At 74.5% G+C, this 14,780-nt stretch carries 18 protein-coding genes; 10 read left to right on the top strand and 8 right to left on the bottom strand.

All coding sequences use genetic code 11. From position 1 onward, the window contains the following. Positions 1 to 30: 30 nt before the first annotated feature. Positions 31 to 1,194, bottom strand: coding sequence for an FAD-dependent oxidoreductase (locus ABZ573_RS16535; protein WP_358118838.1), 1,164 nt, complete (start codon positions 1,192 to 1,194; stop codon positions 31 to 33). 107 nt (positions 1,195 to 1,301) lie between these two features. On the opposite strand from ABZ573_RS16535, the gene ABZ573_RS16530 reads away from it, so the two are divergent. The 3 genes from ABZ573_RS16530 to ABZ573_RS16520 all read left to right on the top strand — a co-directional run bounded on the left by ABZ573_RS16530 (position 1,302) and on the right by ABZ573_RS16520 (position 3,762). Continuing rightward, positions 1,302 to 1,880, top strand: coding sequence for a TetR family transcriptional regulator (locus tag ABZ573_RS16530; RefSeq protein ID WP_327030056.1), 579 nt, complete (start codon positions 1,302 to 1,304; stop codon positions 1,878 to 1,880). Positions 1,881 to 2,038: 158 nt separating this feature from the next. Beyond that, a complete protein-coding gene (locus ABZ573_RS16525) occupies positions 2,039 to 2,584 on the top strand; it encodes a SigE family RNA polymerase sigma factor (protein WP_151452784.1) in 546 nt (181 codons plus the stop codon). Continuing rightward, complete coding sequence (locus tag ABZ573_RS16520; protein WP_358118836.1) at positions 2,581 to 3,762, top strand: hypothetical protein; 1,182 nt, start codon at positions 2,581 to 2,583, stop codon at positions 3,760 to 3,762. Before ABZ573_RS16525 ends, ABZ573_RS16520 begins: the two co-directional genes overlap by 4 nt. Before the next feature lie 69 nt (positions 3,763 to 3,831). On the opposite strand, the gene ABZ573_RS16515 is transcribed toward ABZ573_RS16520, so the two are convergent. The 3 genes from ABZ573_RS16515 to ABZ573_RS16505 all read right to left on the bottom strand — a co-directional run bounded on the left by ABZ573_RS16515 (position 3,832) and on the right by ABZ573_RS16505 (position 6,016). After that, complete coding sequence (locus ABZ573_RS16515) at positions 3,832 to 4,734, bottom strand: sulfurtransferase (RefSeq protein ID WP_151452782.1); 903 nt, start codon at positions 4,732 to 4,734, stop codon at positions 3,832 to 3,834. Positions 4,735 to 4,798: 64 nt separating this feature from the next. Beyond that, entirely contained in the window at positions 4,799 to 5,245 is a 447-nt protein-coding gene (locus ABZ573_RS16510) for a hypothetical protein (protein ID WP_358118833.1), read from the bottom strand. Between the two features lie 3 nt (positions 5,246 to 5,248). Further along, entirely contained in the window at positions 5,249 to 6,016 is a 768-nt protein-coding gene (locus ABZ573_RS16505) for an SGNH/GDSL hydrolase family protein (RefSeq protein WP_151452780.1), read from the bottom strand. A 423-nt stretch (positions 6,017 to 6,439) separates the two neighbouring features. On the opposite strand from ABZ573_RS16505, the gene ABZ573_RS16500 reads away from it, so the two are divergent. From ABZ573_RS16500 to ABZ573_RS16475, 6 genes are all read left to right on the top strand, one after another. Continuing rightward, positions 6,440 to 6,811 (top strand): hypothetical protein, encoded by a 372-nt coding sequence (locus ABZ573_RS16500; RefSeq protein ID WP_151452779.1) that lies wholly within the window; start codon positions 6,440 to 6,442, stop codon positions 6,809 to 6,811. After that, the gene (locus tag ABZ573_RS16495) at positions 6,808 to 7,311 is read left to right on the top strand and encodes a roadblock/LC7 domain-containing protein (protein ID WP_151452778.1); all 504 of its coding nucleotides are present in this window, start codon (positions 6,808 to 6,810) and stop codon (positions 7,309 to 7,311) included. Before ABZ573_RS16500 ends, ABZ573_RS16495 begins: the two co-directional genes overlap by 4 nt. Positions 7,312 to 7,520: 209 nt before the next feature. Further along, positions 7,521 to 9,290 (top strand): proline--tRNA ligase, encoded by a 1,770-nt coding sequence (locus tag ABZ573_RS16490; RefSeq protein ID WP_358118830.1) that lies wholly within the window; start codon positions 7,521 to 7,523, stop codon positions 9,288 to 9,290. A 56-nt stretch (positions 9,291 to 9,346) separates the two neighbouring features. Next, a complete protein-coding gene (locus tag ABZ573_RS16485) occupies positions 9,347 to 9,772 on the top strand; it encodes a CBS domain-containing protein (RefSeq protein ID WP_132235410.1) in 426 nt (141 codons plus the stop codon). A gap of 74 nt (positions 9,773 to 9,846) precedes the next feature. Then, entirely contained in the window at positions 9,847 to 10,275 is a 429-nt protein-coding gene (locus tag ABZ573_RS16480; protein ID WP_327030052.1) for a SufE family protein, read from the top strand. A gap of 20 nt (positions 10,276 to 10,295) precedes the next feature. After that, on the top strand, positions 10,296 to 10,931 hold the full coding sequence (locus ABZ573_RS16475; protein WP_151452775.1) for a DsbA family oxidoreductase: 636 nt from the start codon (positions 10,296 to 10,298) through the stop codon (positions 10,929 to 10,931). 90 nt (positions 10,932 to 11,021) lie between these two features. On the opposite strand, the gene ABZ573_RS16470 is transcribed toward ABZ573_RS16475, so the two are convergent. Continuing rightward, a complete protein-coding gene (locus ABZ573_RS16470) occupies positions 11,022 to 11,570 on the bottom strand; it encodes a YbaK/EbsC family protein (protein WP_151452791.1) in 549 nt (182 codons plus the stop codon). A 150-nt stretch (positions 11,571 to 11,720) separates the two neighbouring features. On the opposite strand from ABZ573_RS16470, the gene ABZ573_RS16465 reads away from it, so the two are divergent. Beyond that, the gene (locus ABZ573_RS16465; RefSeq protein ID WP_358118828.1) at positions 11,721 to 11,921 is read left to right on the top strand and encodes a hypothetical protein; all 201 of its coding nucleotides are present in this window, start codon (positions 11,721 to 11,723) and stop codon (positions 11,919 to 11,921) included. A gap of 109 nt (positions 11,922 to 12,030) precedes the next feature. On the opposite strand, the gene ABZ573_RS16460 is transcribed toward ABZ573_RS16465, so the two are convergent. The 3 genes from ABZ573_RS16460 to ABZ573_RS16450 all read right to left on the bottom strand — a co-directional run bounded on the left by ABZ573_RS16460 (position 12,031) and on the right by ABZ573_RS16450 (position 14,697). Next, complete coding sequence (locus ABZ573_RS16460; protein WP_132235413.1) at positions 12,031 to 12,225, bottom strand: hypothetical protein; 195 nt, start codon at positions 12,223 to 12,225, stop codon at positions 12,031 to 12,033. A 37-nt stretch (positions 12,226 to 12,262) separates the two neighbouring features. Continuing rightward, complete coding sequence (locus ABZ573_RS16455) at positions 12,263 to 13,039, bottom strand: NAD(P)H-binding protein (protein WP_327030051.1); 777 nt, start codon at positions 13,037 to 13,039, stop codon at positions 12,263 to 12,265. Positions 13,040 to 13,302: 263 nt separating this feature from the next. Further along, complete coding sequence (locus ABZ573_RS16450; protein ID WP_327030050.1) at positions 13,303 to 14,697, bottom strand: MFS transporter; 1,395 nt, start codon at positions 14,695 to 14,697, stop codon at positions 13,303 to 13,305. Positions 14,698 to 14,780 lie beyond the last annotated feature (83 nt).

The following is a 14,780-nucleotide window of genomic DNA, read 5'->3' as shown; positions in this document are numbered from 1 at the left end:
GCGGCCCGGCCGCGCGATCCGCCGGGCAGGTCAGCCGCGCGTCCCGTCGCGGTGGTGCAGGCCGGAGAGGCGCATCGCGATCCGGTGCCGGGCCGGCGGCACGGCGCCGAGCAGGCGGAACAGCAGGTTCCGGGCCGGCCGGGCGGCCGGTGGCAGGGTGGCGAGCCGGGTCAGCCGGGCGGCGAGGGCCACCACCTCCCCGGCCATCGGGCGGCGCCGGGCCGCGTACGCGTCGAGCAGCCCGTCGGGCGCGCCGGCCAGCACGTCGGCGAGCGTGTCACCGAGGTCGACCGCGTCCACGATGCCGAGGTTCATTCCCTGCCCGCCCGCGGGGCTGTGCACGTGCCCGGCGTCGCCGGCGAGCAGCACCGGCCCGTTGCGGAAGGTGTCGGCGATCCGGTGGTGGATCCGGAACCGGGAGCCCCAGAGCACCTCCGTCACCCGGTCGGGGCGGCGGGCCGGCCCGCGCTCGTCGAGCAGCGCCTGGAGGTGGGCCTGGTCGGGCGCGGCCGGAGCCTCCGCCACGGCCGCGACCAGCCGGACCACCCCGTCGGGCAGCGGCGCCCAGACCAGCGGGCCGGAGCGGGCCAGGAAGAGGGACACCCGGTCGCGGGGCAGCGCGCTCTCGAGCCGGACGTCGGCGAGGACGAACGACTCCTCGCCGCCGGCCGGGCCGGAGAAGCCGATCCCGGCCCGCTCCCGCACCGTGCTGTGCATCCCGTCGGCGCCGACCAGGTAGCGGGCCCGGACCGTCGCGCCGCCCGCGAAGTTGACGACCACGCCGGCCGCGTCGGGGGCCAGCCCGGTCATCTCGTACGGGCGCAGCACCGGGACGCCGAGCGCGGCGAGCTGCCCGGCGAGCACCTCCTCCGTGACCGACTGGGACACCATCAGCGCGTAGGCGTGCCGGGAGGGCAGCGTGTCGAACGGCACGGTGAGCAGCGCCCGGTCGCGGTCGCGGACCGTGAAGCCCGGTGACCGCAGGCCGCGCGCCACCAGCGGGGCGCCGGCGCCGATCCGGTCCAGCGTCTCCAGGGTGTACGCGTGCACCACCGCCGCCCGGGAGGTCCGCGCCGGCCGGTCCAGCCGGTCGACCACGGTCACGCCGACCCCGCGCCGGGCGAGGGTCAGCGCGGCGGTCAGCCCGGTCGGGCCGGCACCCACCACCAGGACGTCCGTGCTCGTGGGCAGCATCGCCGACCTCCGTCAGGTAATGCCAACGTCTGTTGGCAAACGCTTGTTGGCAACGGTAGTTCTCCCGGCACTGGAGTGTCAACAGGCGTTGGCATACGGTCGTGGGCATGACCGACGCCGCGCCGACCCGTACCCGCCGCTCCGACGCCACCCGGGCGGCGATCCTCCGCGCCGCCCGCGAACGCTTCGCCGCCGACGGCTACGACCGGGCGACCATCCGGGCCATCGCGGCGGACGCGCGGATCGACCCGTCGATGGTGATGCGCTACTACGGCAGCAAGGAGGGACTCTTCGCGGCGGCGGCCGAGTTCGACCTGCGGCTGCCCGAGCTGGCCGACACGCCACCCGAGCGGCTCGGCGAGCTGCTGGTCCGGCACTTCGTCGACCGGTGGGAGACCGACGGGACGATGGCCGCGCTGCTGCGTACGGCCGCCACCAACCACGCCGCCGCCGAGCGGATGCGGGGCATCTTCGCCGACCAGCTCACCACGGCGGTGGCCCGGGTCGTCCCGGAACCGGCGCAGGCCCCCCGGCGGGCGGGGCTGGTCGCCAGCCAGATGCTCGGCCTGGCGCTGACCCGGTACGTGCTCCGGCTGCCCCCGGTGGTCGACGCCGACCCGGCCGAGCTGGTCGCCTGGGTCGCGCCGACCGTCCAGCGCTACCTGTGCGGTGCGCCCGACGCCTGACCGGGCGCCGCCCATCAGCGCGGGATCCGGGGCGTGACCGTCGGTACCGCGTCGGTCGCGCCGCCGCCGTCCGGATTCCGGCAAACGGCCACCCAACCTTCTCCGGCCCCGGTGCGTCTGTCTTGTGACACGCGACGGCCGGCCGGAGGGGAGGGCGGATGGGACCGCCGACGACCGACGACGGGCGGGACGGCTACGTCACCTTCGTCGAGTGCCACCAGCACCGGCTGCTGCGCGCGGCCTACCTGGTCTGCGGCAACCGGCACCAGGCCGAGGACCTGCTTCAGGACGCACTGCTCAAGCTCGCCCTGCGCTGGCCCTCGGTGCGGCACGGCGACCCGGCCGCGTACGTGCGGACCATCCTCTACCGCGACGCCGTCTCCTGGTGGCGCCGACGCCGCCGGGAGTGGCTGAGCGAGTACCCGCCGGAGCGGGCCACGACCGAGGGCGACGGGGCACTGCGGCTCGCGCTGCGCGACGCGCTCGGTCACCTGCCGCCCCGGCAGCGGGCCGTGCTGGTGCTGCGCTACTTCGAGGATCTCACCGAGGCCGCCACCGCCGAGGCGCTCGGCGTCACCGTGGGCACCGTCAAGAGCCAGTGCCACGCGGCGCTGCGCCGGCTCCGGGAGATCGCGCCGGAGCTGGGACGCGACGAGGGGCGGCCCGGCGGCGGCCTGGTCACCGGAATGGAGGTGAACCCGTGAGGGAAGAGGAACTGCACCGGCTGCTCACCGTCGCCGCCGAGGACGTCCGGCCGGCGCACCCGGCGGCGACCGGCTGGGAACGGGCCCGCCGGGTACGTCGTGCCCGCCGTGCCGCCAGCGCCACCGTGCTCGCGGTCGCCCTGCTCACCGGCGGTACGGCACTGGCCCTGCGCCCCGCCGCGCCGCCACCATCGGCCACCACCGCGACACCGGACCGGAACCCGACCCCGCACCCCGTACCCGTGCAGACGCCCCCGGCCGACCTGGCCTATCCCGGGCACCCGCTGGGTCGCCTCGGCGACCCGGTCGGCGCGACGCTCTCGGCCCGCCCGGTACGCAAGGCGCTGGCGCTGCACCAGCCGATCGACCCCGGGACCGGCGTCGCCGGCCGGATCCGGGTGCTCGGCGACGACGGCGTCGTACGCGACCTCGACGTGGTCACCCCCGCCCCGACCCGCGACTCCGGGGGCAACAAGGCGGTGCCGCTGAAGAGCGGAAGCCTCTCCCCGGACGGACGGACGGCCGCCTTCGCCCAGACCGACGAGGTGATCGTGGTCGACCTGACCACCGCCGCCGTACGCCGCCACCCGCTCAAGGGTTACCTGGAGCACGTCCTCTGGTCCGGCGACCGGCTGCTCGTCGGCGACGACGACACCACGTACGAGCTGGACCGTGGCACCGGCGCCGCCCGGAAACTGCCCGTGTCTCCCTGGGACGCGGTCACGCCCGACCCGGCGGCCCCGCCGAACGTCCCGCTCGAACTGGGCGGCACGCCGCCGAACCTGACGGAGATCCGGTGGACCGACGACGAGACGTCCCGCGGCTTCGGCGCGGTCGACTTCCGCGCGCTACCACCCGGTCACCGGGTCGACGAGTTCTACGGGCGGGGCTGGCAGCGCGGAGACCGGGTGGCTCGCGCCGGCTGGATCACCACGGACACGATGGGCGGGCTGGAGGGCGTCGCGCTGATGAACGCCCGGACGCGCGTGGTGACCCACCTGCTCGACCTTGGCCGGGACCGCTGGAAGGGCTGCTGCGAGGTGCTCGGCTGGGACTCCGACGGCGCGGTGCTGCTGCGCCACAACCCGGGCGGACTGCTGCGCTGGCGGCCGGAGACCCGCGAGATCACGGGCGTGACGCGGAACCTGTTCGGGGCGGTGTCGCTCTCCGCCGGCTGACCTGTCCCGTACCACGGCAGGACCGGTCCCCGTGCGACCGTGGCGGGCGCGCGGGGACCGGCCGACGCGTCAGCCCGCCAGGCCGCCGGGCTGGTCGCCCTTCACGACGGGGGCCCGGACCAGGTTGCCCCACTCGGTCCACGAGCCGTCGTAGTTGCGCACCTGCGGGTAGCCCAGCAGGTGCCGCAGCACGAACCAGGTGTGGCTCGACCGCTCGCCGATCCGGCAGTAGGCCACGATGTCGTCGTCCGGGCTCAGGCCGAGCTGGTCGGCGTAGATCGCCCGCAGCTCGTCCGCCGACCTGAACGTGCCGTCGTCGTTGGCGGCGGACTTCCACGGCTTGCTGACCGCGCCCGGGATGTGCCCGCCGCGCAGCGCGCCCTCCTGCGGATAGTCCGGCATGTGCAGCATCTCGCCGGTGTACTCGCCCGGCGACCGGACGTCGACCAGCGGACGGCCCGCCGCCACGTGCGCCATCACCTGCTCGCGGTAGGCCCGGACCGGCGCGTCGTTGCGCTGCGGCACCGGATAGTCGGCGCGGGTCCGGGCCGGCTTGTCCCGGGTCGTCTCGCGGCCCTCGGCGACCCACTTCTGCCGGCCGCCGTCGAGCAGCCGCACGTCCGGGTGGCCGAAGAGCGTGAACACCCACAGGGCGTACGCGGCCCACCAGTTGAAGTTGTCGCCGTAGAAGACGACCGTGTCGCCCCGGCCGATGCCCTTCGCGGCGCACAACTCGGCGAAGCGCTCGGCGTCCAGGTAGTCCCGGGTCACCTGGTCGTTCAGCTCGGTGTGCCAGTCCACCTTCACGGCGCCCGGGATGTGGCCGGTGTCGTAGAGCAGCACGTCCTCGTCGCACTCGACGACGACGAGCCCTTCGTCGCCCAGGTGCTCGGCCAACCATTCGGTGGTGACCAACCGCTGCGGGTCCGCGTACGACTGGAGTCGGGGATCGGGATCGCTCGGCACAGACATGATCCCCAAGGTACGCCGCATCCCGGGCCAGTGACCGACCATCGGGAACGGCGTCGCCGGACGGTCAGGCGCGGCGGTGGGCGATCCGGCCGGCGACCACGGTCACCAGGCAGGAGCCGTCGGCGGCGAGGACCGCCAGGTCCGCGCGCCCACCGGGAGCCAGCGCCGGCGGTGCGGTGGCGGGCAGCACCAGCAGGTCGCTGCGCTCCACGGCGGCCCGCAGCGCCGGATCGGTCAGGTGGCCGGCCAGCACGGCGGTCACCCCGAGGCGCAGCAGCACGTGCACCCGCTCGCGGGGAGTGTCGGCGGCCGGCAGCGGCCCGTCGTGCACCAGCCCCGGCCCGAGCGTGCCGGGCCAGCGGCGGATCCGGGCCCCGGCGTACGCCTCGGTCAGCTCGGCCAGCGGTCCGACCGCGACGATCCGGTCGGCCCGGACCGCGACGGCGGCCCCCGGGGTGGGCGGGGCGTCGGGCGCGGTCCGCAGCAGCGGCGCGGTGTGCAGGGTGAGCACGACTCAGTCGGTGATCGGGCCGAGCGACGGGCGCTTGGCGGTGACCGTGTCGCCGGAGGAGCGGCCGGTGAGCCGGCGCTTGATCCACGGCGCCAGGTGCCGCCCGGCCCAGCGCAGGTCGGCGGCGCGGGCGGCCAGCCAGGGCGTCGGCGCCGGGTGGGGCGGCACCATCAGCCACTCCTCGTCGCAGCCGACGCCCAGCGCGTTGAGCACCTGCGCGGCGACCCGCCGGTGCCCGGCCTCCGACAGGTGCAGCCGGTCGGTGCTCCAGAGCATCGGGTTGAGGTACGCGTCGTCGGCGTACAGGTCGACCAGAATGGCGCCGTGCCGCTCGGCGGTCTCGCCGACGGCCCGGTTGAGCAGTTGCACCCGGGGCGCGACGAGGCGCTGGCCGGGCAGCCGGGCCATCACGTCGGCGAACCGGAAGAGGACCACGTCGGCGCCGCCGGAGCGCAGCCTGCGCACCACGTCGTCGAAGCGGGTGACCAGGGCGTCCGGGTCGAAGGTGCGGCGGAGCACGTCGTTGCCGCCGGCCGCGAAGCTGATCAGGTCGGGCTTCATGGCGAGCGCGGCGGGCACCTGCTCGGCCACCACGCCGGGGAAGAGCCTGCCCCGGATGGCCAGGTTCGCGTACCGGAAGTCGGGGCCGGCCCCGGCGGCCAGCCGGGTGGCCACCAGGTCCGCCCAGCCCCGGTAGCTGCCGTCCGGGTACGCGTCGTCCATGCCCTCGGTGAAGCTGTCCCCGACCGCCACGTAACTGCGCCAGCGCACCTGATCATCCCTCCGACATGCGGCAGGGAAGGGCGCCTCGTCATCGCTTCCGGTGGGGCAAGGGTCCTTCCCGACGCGGGACAGTCTTCACCAGGAGGGCCGGTGGCGGGGGGACCGAGGAACAAACGTGGCGGAGGTCATCGTGGACGGCGGGATCGTGGCAGGATGCACCGGCCGTGCCCCGCCCGAGCTGAAAAGTTCGATGGCGCTGTCGGCCATCCGTCGGAGCGTCCTATTTGCGGGGACTGCCGGCCGACCGGCACGGTCCGGTCAGGTGGATGGCGTTGCCAGCAGGTGCGCTGCGGCCTCCGGTGTGCGAGCCTCGTCCAAGCCTTTTTAACGAGGTTGTAACACTTGTCACCGCCGTGTCACCCTCTGCACTGCAGACGGCGACGCCGCCCGCACGTCCTGGGAGAATGCAGCGTGTCGAACCTCGACCTGGCACTGAAGACCGCGATGAGCATCGACGGCGCGATCGGCGCCGCACTCGTCGACTACAACAGTGGGATGACCCTCGGCGTGGCGGGCGGAACCGGGGAGATCGACCTGACCGTCGCCGCCGCCGGCAACACCGATGTCGTCCGCGCCAAGCTGCGCACCATCGAGATGCTCAACCTGAACGACGAGATCGAGGACATCCTCATCACGCTCGGCACCCAGTACCACCTGATCCGCCCGGTGACCAGCCGCACCGGCAAGGGGCTCTTCCTCTACCTGATGGTGAGCAAGAGCCGCGCCAACCTGGCGATGGCACGTCACCAGCTGCGCAGCATCGAGGAGAGCCTGGAGCTGTGAGCGGGATCGACGACACCGAGACCCCACTGCCCCGCCGCACCGCACGCACGGGCACCCTTCCGCCACCCCGGTCGTTGCCCCCGTCGCTCGCCGGGAACACGTCGCTGCCGTACCCGGCGATCGGGCACGAGCTGTCGGAGCTGCGCCTCCAGATCCCCGGGGTGCACGGCTGCGTCCTCGGCGGCGTGGACGGCCTGCTCATCACCCACAACCTGCAGACCGACGTCGACCCGAACGACCTGGCGGCGCTCGCCGCCACCACGTACGGGCTGGGCCGGCAGGTCGGGCTGCGGCTGGGGCAGGGCGACTTCCAGCAGTCCACCGTCCGCAACGCCGGCGGTTACCTGAGCGTCTACGCGGTGAGCTCGCAGGCGCTGCTCGCTGTCGTCGGCGAGGACAGCATCAACGTGGCCCGGCTGCACCTGCACGCCCCGCCGGTGGCCAAACGGCTCGCCGGCCTGCTGGATCAGGTCACGCTCGCCGGTCACGGCGCCCGCTGAGCCGGCCGGGCGGAACAAGGCGTTCCGCCCGGCCGCCGGCGCCGTGTCCGTCCCGCTGACACAGTCGGAGGGGTGCGCGGGCCGCGTCGACCGGGTCAGGCCGCCGACGACCGCTGCCCGCCGCGCCGGCGGACGGTGAGCAGGAACCGGGCTGACGCCGTACCCGAAATGGATCGTCGTCCCGCCACCGGCCCCCGTACGCTGCGCCAATGCTGCTACGCATGTCGACCCTGCTGCTCCGGACCCTGCGCGAGGACCCGGCCGACGCGGAGGTGCCGAGCCACCGGCTCCTGCTGCGCGCCGGCTACATCCGTCGCGCCGCACCGGGCGGCTACACCTGGCTGCCGCTGGGCAAGCTGGTGCTGGACCGGGTCACCGAGGTGGTCCGGCAGGAGATGACGGCGATCGGCGACCAGGAGGTGCACTTCCCGGCGCTGCTGCCGGCCGAGCCCTACCGGACCAGCGGCCGGTGGACGGAGTACGGCGACGACATCTTCACCCTCGCCGACCGGCGCGGCGCGGAGCACCTGCTGGCGCCCACCCACGAGGAACTGGCCGCGCTGCTGGTCAAGGACCTGTTCACCTCGTACCGGGACTTCCCGGTGACGCTCTTCCAGATCCAGACGAAGTTCCGGGACGAGGCCCGGCCGCGCGCCGGGCTGCTGCGCGGGCGCGAGTTCCTGATGAAGGACGCCTACTCGTTCGACCTCGACGAGGCGGGCCTCGCGGCGGCGTACGAGCGGCACCGCGGCGCGTACCGACGGATCTTCGACCGGCTCGGGCTGGAACACACGATCGTGCGCGCCACCTCCGGGGCGATGGGCGGTTCGGCGTCGGAGGAGTTCCTGGCGGCGACGCCCGTCGGCGAGGACACCTTCGTCGGCTGCACCGCCTGCGACTACGCCGCCAACACGGAGGCGGTGACCACGCCCGCCCCGCCGGCCGGCGACCCGGACGCCCAGCCGCCAGCCGAGGTGCACGACACCCCCGAGACCCCGACCATCGCCAGCCTGGTCGAGCTGGCCAACGCCCGCCGTCTGGGCGGTCGGGACGACTGGACCGCCGCCGACACCCTGAAGAACGTGGTGCTCGCCCTGCGCCGTCCCGGCGTGCAGGAGACCGAGCTGCTGGTGGTGGGGCTGCCCGGCGACCGCGAGGTCGACCTGAAGCGGCTCGGCGCGGCGGTCGCCCCGGCCACCGTGGACGTCTTCGACGGCTGGGACGCCCGACCCGAGCTGGTCCGTGGCTACATCGGCCCGCAGGTGATGGCGAAGCTGGGCATCCGCTACCTGGCCGATCCCCGGGTCGTGCCGGGCAGCGCGTGGCTGACCGGCGCGAACGAGCCGGGCCGGCACGCGACGGGCGTGGTCTGCGGCCGGGACTTCGAGCCGGACGGCACGGTCGAGGCCGCCGAGGTGCGCCCCGGCGACCCCTGCCCGGCGTGCGGCACCGGCGAGCTGACCATGCGGCGGGGCATCGAGATCGGGCACATCTTCCAGCTCGGTCGCCGCTACACCGACGCCTTCGCCGTCGACGTGCTCGGTCCCGCCGGCAAGCCCGTCCGGCCGACCATGGGCTGCTACGGGATCGGGGTGTCCCGCGCGGTCGCGGCGATCGCCGAACAGCACCACGACGAGCGGGGACTCGTCTGGCCGACGGCGGTCGCGCCGTGCGACGTACACCTGGTGGCTGCCGGGAAGGGGCCGCAGCTGGACGCGGCGCTGGAGCTCGGCGGGCGGCTCGCCGCCGCCGGCCTGCGGGTGCTCGTCGACGACCGGACGCATGTCTCCGCCGGGGTGAAGTTCACCGACGCCGAGCTGATCGGCATCCCGCGCGCCGTCGTGGTCGGCCGCCGTCTCGCCGAGGGGTACGTCGAGCTACGCGACCGGGCGTCCGGCGAGCGCGTCGAACTGCCGGTCGACGGGGTGGCGGACCGGCTGGTCGACCAGGTACACCGGGAGCGCGGGAACGTGGTGTAGCGAACGTGTCACGGGGTACCGCAGTCCGATCGACTGAATGCGTTCTGGAGGCTCTCATGACCGGTTACCGGGTCAGCGACGTGATGACGAAGCAGGTCATCTACCTGCCGGCCGAGACCACCCTGGACGAGGCGGCCAGGGTGATGAAGGAGGCGGACATCGGCGACGTGGTGGTCACCGACGGCGCCACCCTCGCCGGCATGCTCACCGACCGGGACATCGTCGTACGGGCGGTGGCCGAGCGCAGCGACCCGGCCACCACCACGATCGGCTCGATCATCACCCGCGAGGTGGTGATGATCGAGCAGCACTCGACCGCGGCGGAGGCGGCGGCCCTGATGCGGGAGCGGGGCATCCGGCGGGTGCTGGTCTGCGACAGCGAGCGCAAGCTGGTCGGCATCGTCTCCCTCGGTGACCTCGCGATGCAGCTCGATCCCCACTCGGCGCTGAGCGACATCAGCGAGCAGGCGCCCACCGTCTGAGGTGGGCGGAAGGGCCCTTCCTGACGCCCGTGGCGCAGGAGGGGTCCCCTGTCGGCGGCGGTAGCCTCGGGGGCATGTCATCCATGCCGGCCAGGCTTTCCGAGATCGTCGACGAGTTCGCCGCCGCGCCCCGCGACGTGGTGCTGGAGATGTTGCTGGAGTACGCCGACGTCATCCCGCCGCTGCCCGCCGACGCCGCCGACCGGGAGGGCATGGAGCAGGTGCCGGAGTGCCAGACGGCGTTCTTCCTGCGCGCCCGGGTCACCCCGGAGAAGACGGTGGAGACGCTGTTCGACTGCCCGCCGGAGGCGCCCACCACGCGCGCGTTCGCCGGCATCCTCGCCGAAGGGCTGGCCGGGGCGAGCGCGGACGAGGTGCTCGCCGTGCCCGACGACCTCTACCAGCGGATGGGCCTGGCCCAGGCCATCAGCCCGCTACGGGTGCGCGGCGGCACGGCCATCCTGGCCCGGCTCAAGCGGCAGGTCCGGGAACAGACCAGCTAGACGGAGGGTTGTCACCCGACATGGAGATCGAGATCTACGCCGACGTCGTGTGCCCCTGGTGCTACATCGGCAAGCGTCGGCTGGAGCAGGCCCTGGAGTCGTACGACGGCGAGGTGACCGTCCGCTACCGGCCGTTCCAGCTCGACCCGTCGCCGGTGCCGGAGCCGCGTCCACTTGTCGACGCGATGGCCGCGAAGTTCGGCGGGCCGGACCGCGTCCGGCAGATGTTCGGTCAGGTGACGGAGGTGGGGGCCCAGGTCGGCCTGAAGCTCGACTTCGACCGCGCGGTCGCGGCGAACACCTTCGACGCGCACCGCCTGGTCGCCTGGGCCACCGACCGGGGACGCGCCGCGGAGACGGTCGACGCGCTCTACCGCGCCCACTTCACCGACGGCGTCGACGTCGGCTCCCGCGACGCGCTCGCCGCGCTCGCCGCCGAGGTGGGCCTGGACGCGGCCGAGGCGCGCCGCTTCCTCGACTCCGACGAGCGGGTGGCGGAACTCTCCGACGAGCTGGCCACCGCCCGGCAGATCGGGGTGACCAGCGTGCCCACCTTCGTGCTGGCCGGCCGGTACGCGGTCACCGGCGCCCAGGAGCCGGAGACGCTGCTCGCCGCCCTGGCCGAGGTGGACCGCCGCGAGGCCGAAGCCGACTGAGCCGTCCACGGCGGCGGTGGGGCCGACCCCGACGACGGACATCGACATGGGTGATGTTTCACGTGCAACGACATCGACGTCCGTCACCGGTCAGGCCGGCCTGGCCAGCCCCTCCACCACGCGCGCGCCGGGCAGCGCGCCGAGCGCCGGCCCGGGCAGCGCGATCTTGCTGTGCCGTACGCCCGACCCGATGATCACGTGCGGGGCGGCGATCACCCGCGCGTCGACCAGGATCGGCCACTGCTCCGGCAGGCCGATCGGGGTGATGCCGCCGTACTCCATGCCGGTCAGCTCCACCGCCTCGGCCATCGGCGCGAAGCTCGCCTTCCGCACGTCGAGCGCGCGGCGGGCCACCCCGTTGACGTCGACGCGGGTGGTGGCGAGCACGACGCAGGCCGCGTAGCGCACGACCCCCTCGCGCTTGCCGGCCACCACCACGCAGTTGGCCGACTCGTCCAGCCCCACCTCGTACGCGGCGCAGAAGGCGGCCGTGTCGGCCAGCTCGGCGTCGATCGGCGCCACCAGCACGTCGTCCACGTCCACCGGCGCCTCGGCGGGCCACTGCCCGACGGCGGCGGCGACCGGCGGAGCGAGCAGGTCGAGCCGACTGCGGGCAGGTTCGGTCTTCAGCGTCCCCATCACGCCTGCGATCCTCGCACCCGCCCGGGCCCGGCGTTCCACCACCTGAGCAGCGGGCGGAACCGTCGTCGACAGGGGTCACCCCTATCGATCCGGAGACGGGTCCCGACGGCGTGTGGGAGCGGGCGATGCCGGGTACCGGCGATCGGCATGAGTGAACTTCCGCTGCACATCCTGACCGACGCAGGCTTCACGACCGACGAGGCGAACTCCATCGTCGACCACCTCCTCAAGGGTGTCGACACCCACGACGGGAGAGGCGAGACCGACCGGATCGACGTCGAGGCGCTCCCGGAGGAGAAGAAGGCCGCCGTCGACAAGTTCAACCTGGCAGTGGCCGCCGACTTCTAGCCACCCGGAGCACCGGCCCCGTCCCGGACCGCCCTCCCGGACCGCCGGGATGGGCCGGTCGGGACGGGCCGGTCGAACGGAAAACCCCGGGCCGGTCGGGACGGGCCGGTCAGTTGCCGGTGAGGAAGCCGTTCTCGCGGAGCAGCGCGCGGTCCCGGACGGAGGCCAGTTCCTCCGCCCGTTCGGCCTGGACCCGGCGCACCTCCATCTCCTCCAGGGCGTGGCGGATGGCGAGCCGGATCACGCCGTAGAGGAAGACGAAACCGGCGACGTACAGGATGACGGTGGCGACCATGGCGAACATGGCGTCACGGTAGGCCGGACGTGAACGCGCAGGCCGTTCATCTTGCGCCCGTTCCCCCGTACGTGTCGGCGAGGTGGTCGGCCCAGGTCCGGACGCCCTTCGGGGTCGCCTCGGTGACCAGGCCGCCCGAGCGCAGGGCACGGCCGATCCCACCGGGTATCCGGACCGGGAGCAGCGGACGGCGGGACCGCCGGGCGGCCGTCCACGCGCGGGCCGCGTCGTCGAAGCGGAGCACCTCCGGGCCGCCGTACTCCTCGATGCCGTGCAGCGGGCCGGCGGTCAGCCGCCGGACGAGGCGGTCCGCGACCTCGCCGGGATCCACCGGCTGGGCGAGTACGGCCGGGTCGCCGATCACCGGGCCGAGGCGGCTCGCCCCGCGCAGCAGCCCGTCGAGGAACTCCGGGAACTGGGTCGCCCGCAGCACCGTCCACGGCACCGTGCCGGCCGCCACGACCTGCTCGGCGGCGAGCTTGTGCCGGTAGTAGGGGATCGGCACCCGGTCCACCCCGACGATCGAGACGTAGACCAGGTGCCGTACGCCCGCCTGCCCGGCGGCGACGACCAGCCGGCGGGTGCCGAGCACGTCGACCCGGTGGGTCTGCCGCCCCCGGTTCGGTGCCGAGGCCAGGTGCAGTACGGCGTCCACGCCGGCCACCGCCTCGACCACCCCCTCCCCGGTGGCCAGGTCGGCGACCACCCACGAGCCGGTACGCGCCCGCCGGCTCGTCGCCCGCACGTCCCAACCCTCGGCACGCAGCCGGGGCAGCACCACCCGCCCGAGCCGACCGCCCGCCCCGGTAACCAGCACCCGCATGGTTCCCTCCCTCTCCGGCCGTCGCGCGCCCGCCACGCGACAGTGGTGGTGACGGCGCCCGGCCCACGCGTGTGACCGGCTGTGCGACGGCTCACCGCAGCAGGACGGCTCACCGCAGCAGGTCGGCCGCTGTCAGCACCACGGCCATCGGCAGGATGGTCAGGAAGTTCATCGCCCGCCCATCCTCCCGGGCCGACGGCCGCCACCGGACCGGATCGGCACATCGCCGCCGGCCGTGCCGGAGTCGGGCACCCGCCGGGCGGTCAGCCGGCGCGGATCCCGGACGCGCCGGGCACCACCCGGCCGGCGAGAACGACACCCAGCAGGGCCAGCCCCGAGGCCACCGCGAGCGTGCCGGCGTAGCTGGCCGGTCCCGGGGCCGCCCCGGCCGCGAGCACCGCGCCGGTGAGCGCCAGCACGGTCGCCGCGAAGAGCGAGTCGCCCAGTTGCAGCGAGGAGCTGTTGCGGCCCTGCTCGCCGGGGGCGGACAGCTCCAGCGTGAGCACCGACAACGACGGATAGAGCAGCCCCATGCCGAGACCCGCGCCGGCCCAGCCCAGCACGCCGACCCAGACCGGCACCGCCGGCGCGACAGCGAGCGTGACCACGGCCGTACCGGCGGCGATGCAGGTCAGCCCCGCCCTCGGCAGGGTGGCCCGGGAGCGCGGCGGCGGCATCCGCCCCTGCAACCAGGAACCCGCCGACCAGGCGAGCGCGCCCGTGGTCAGGACCAGGCCGGCGGCGGTCGCCGACAGCCCGCGCTCCCGCGAGAGCATCAGCGGGATCACCACCTCCGCGCCCACGAACGCGGCCGAGGCGAGACCGCGCAGCCCGATCACCGTGGGCAGGCCCCGGCCGGCGCGCAGGAACCCGGCCGGCAGCAGCCGGGGCGCGCAGACCAGCAGCCCGATCAGCGCCAGGGCCACCAGCCCGACGGCGGCAGCGCCGCGCTGCTGCCCCCCGATGTGCAACAGTGCGGCGCTCACCCCCGCCCCGCAGGCCCAGCCGATCCGGGCCGCCGCGCCGGACGGCAACCGGGTCACCGGGGGCACGCCGATCGCCCGCAGGCCGGGGTGGATCAGCAGCACCGCCGGCACCGCCACCACCGGCACCGCCAGGAAGACCCAGCGCCAGCCGAGGTGTTCCACGATCAGGCCGGCCAGCGCCGGCCCGACCAGCGACGGTACGACCCACGCGGCGGCGAACGCCGCAAAGATCCGCCGGTGCAGCGCCTCCGGGTACGCCTGCCCGACGATCACGTAGAGCGCCACCGAGAGCAGGCCGGAGCCGAGGCCCTGCACGATCCGGCCGGCGACCAGGACGCCCATGGTGGTGGCGCCACCGGCGAGCACCAGCCCCAGCACGAACCAGCCGAGCCCGTGCCACATCGGCGCCCGGGGGCCCCGCGAGTCGCACCAGATGCCGGAGGCGACCATGGCGAGCACGCCGGCGGCGAACGGCCCCCCGAAGGCGATCCCGTAGAGGGCCAGCCCGTCGAGGTTGCGGGCGACGGTCGGCATGGCGGTGCCCACCGCCAGCGCCTCGAAGGCGAGCAGCGAGATCAGCGCGACGCTGCCCACCGTCATCGCGCGCAGCCGGGGCGCGAAGAGCCCGGCCTCGTCGGCGACCGGGGCGGCGTGCGTCGCCGTTCCGGTCACCTCCGGCCCGCCGCGCCCGGCAGCCACAACCGTCGGTGGCCGAGGCGGGCCCGCGGGTCCGACGGACCCGTCTCGCAGCGGAG

The organism is Micromonospora sp. NPDC007220 (genome assembly GCF_040634035.1).
In the GTDB taxonomy this organism is placed as follows: Bacteria; Actinomycetota; Actinomycetes; order Mycobacteriales; family Micromonosporaceae; genus Micromonospora; species Micromonospora reichwaldensis.
Note: the sequence above shows the minus strand (reverse complement) of the source record. Positions and strands in the feature narration are given on the sequence as shown.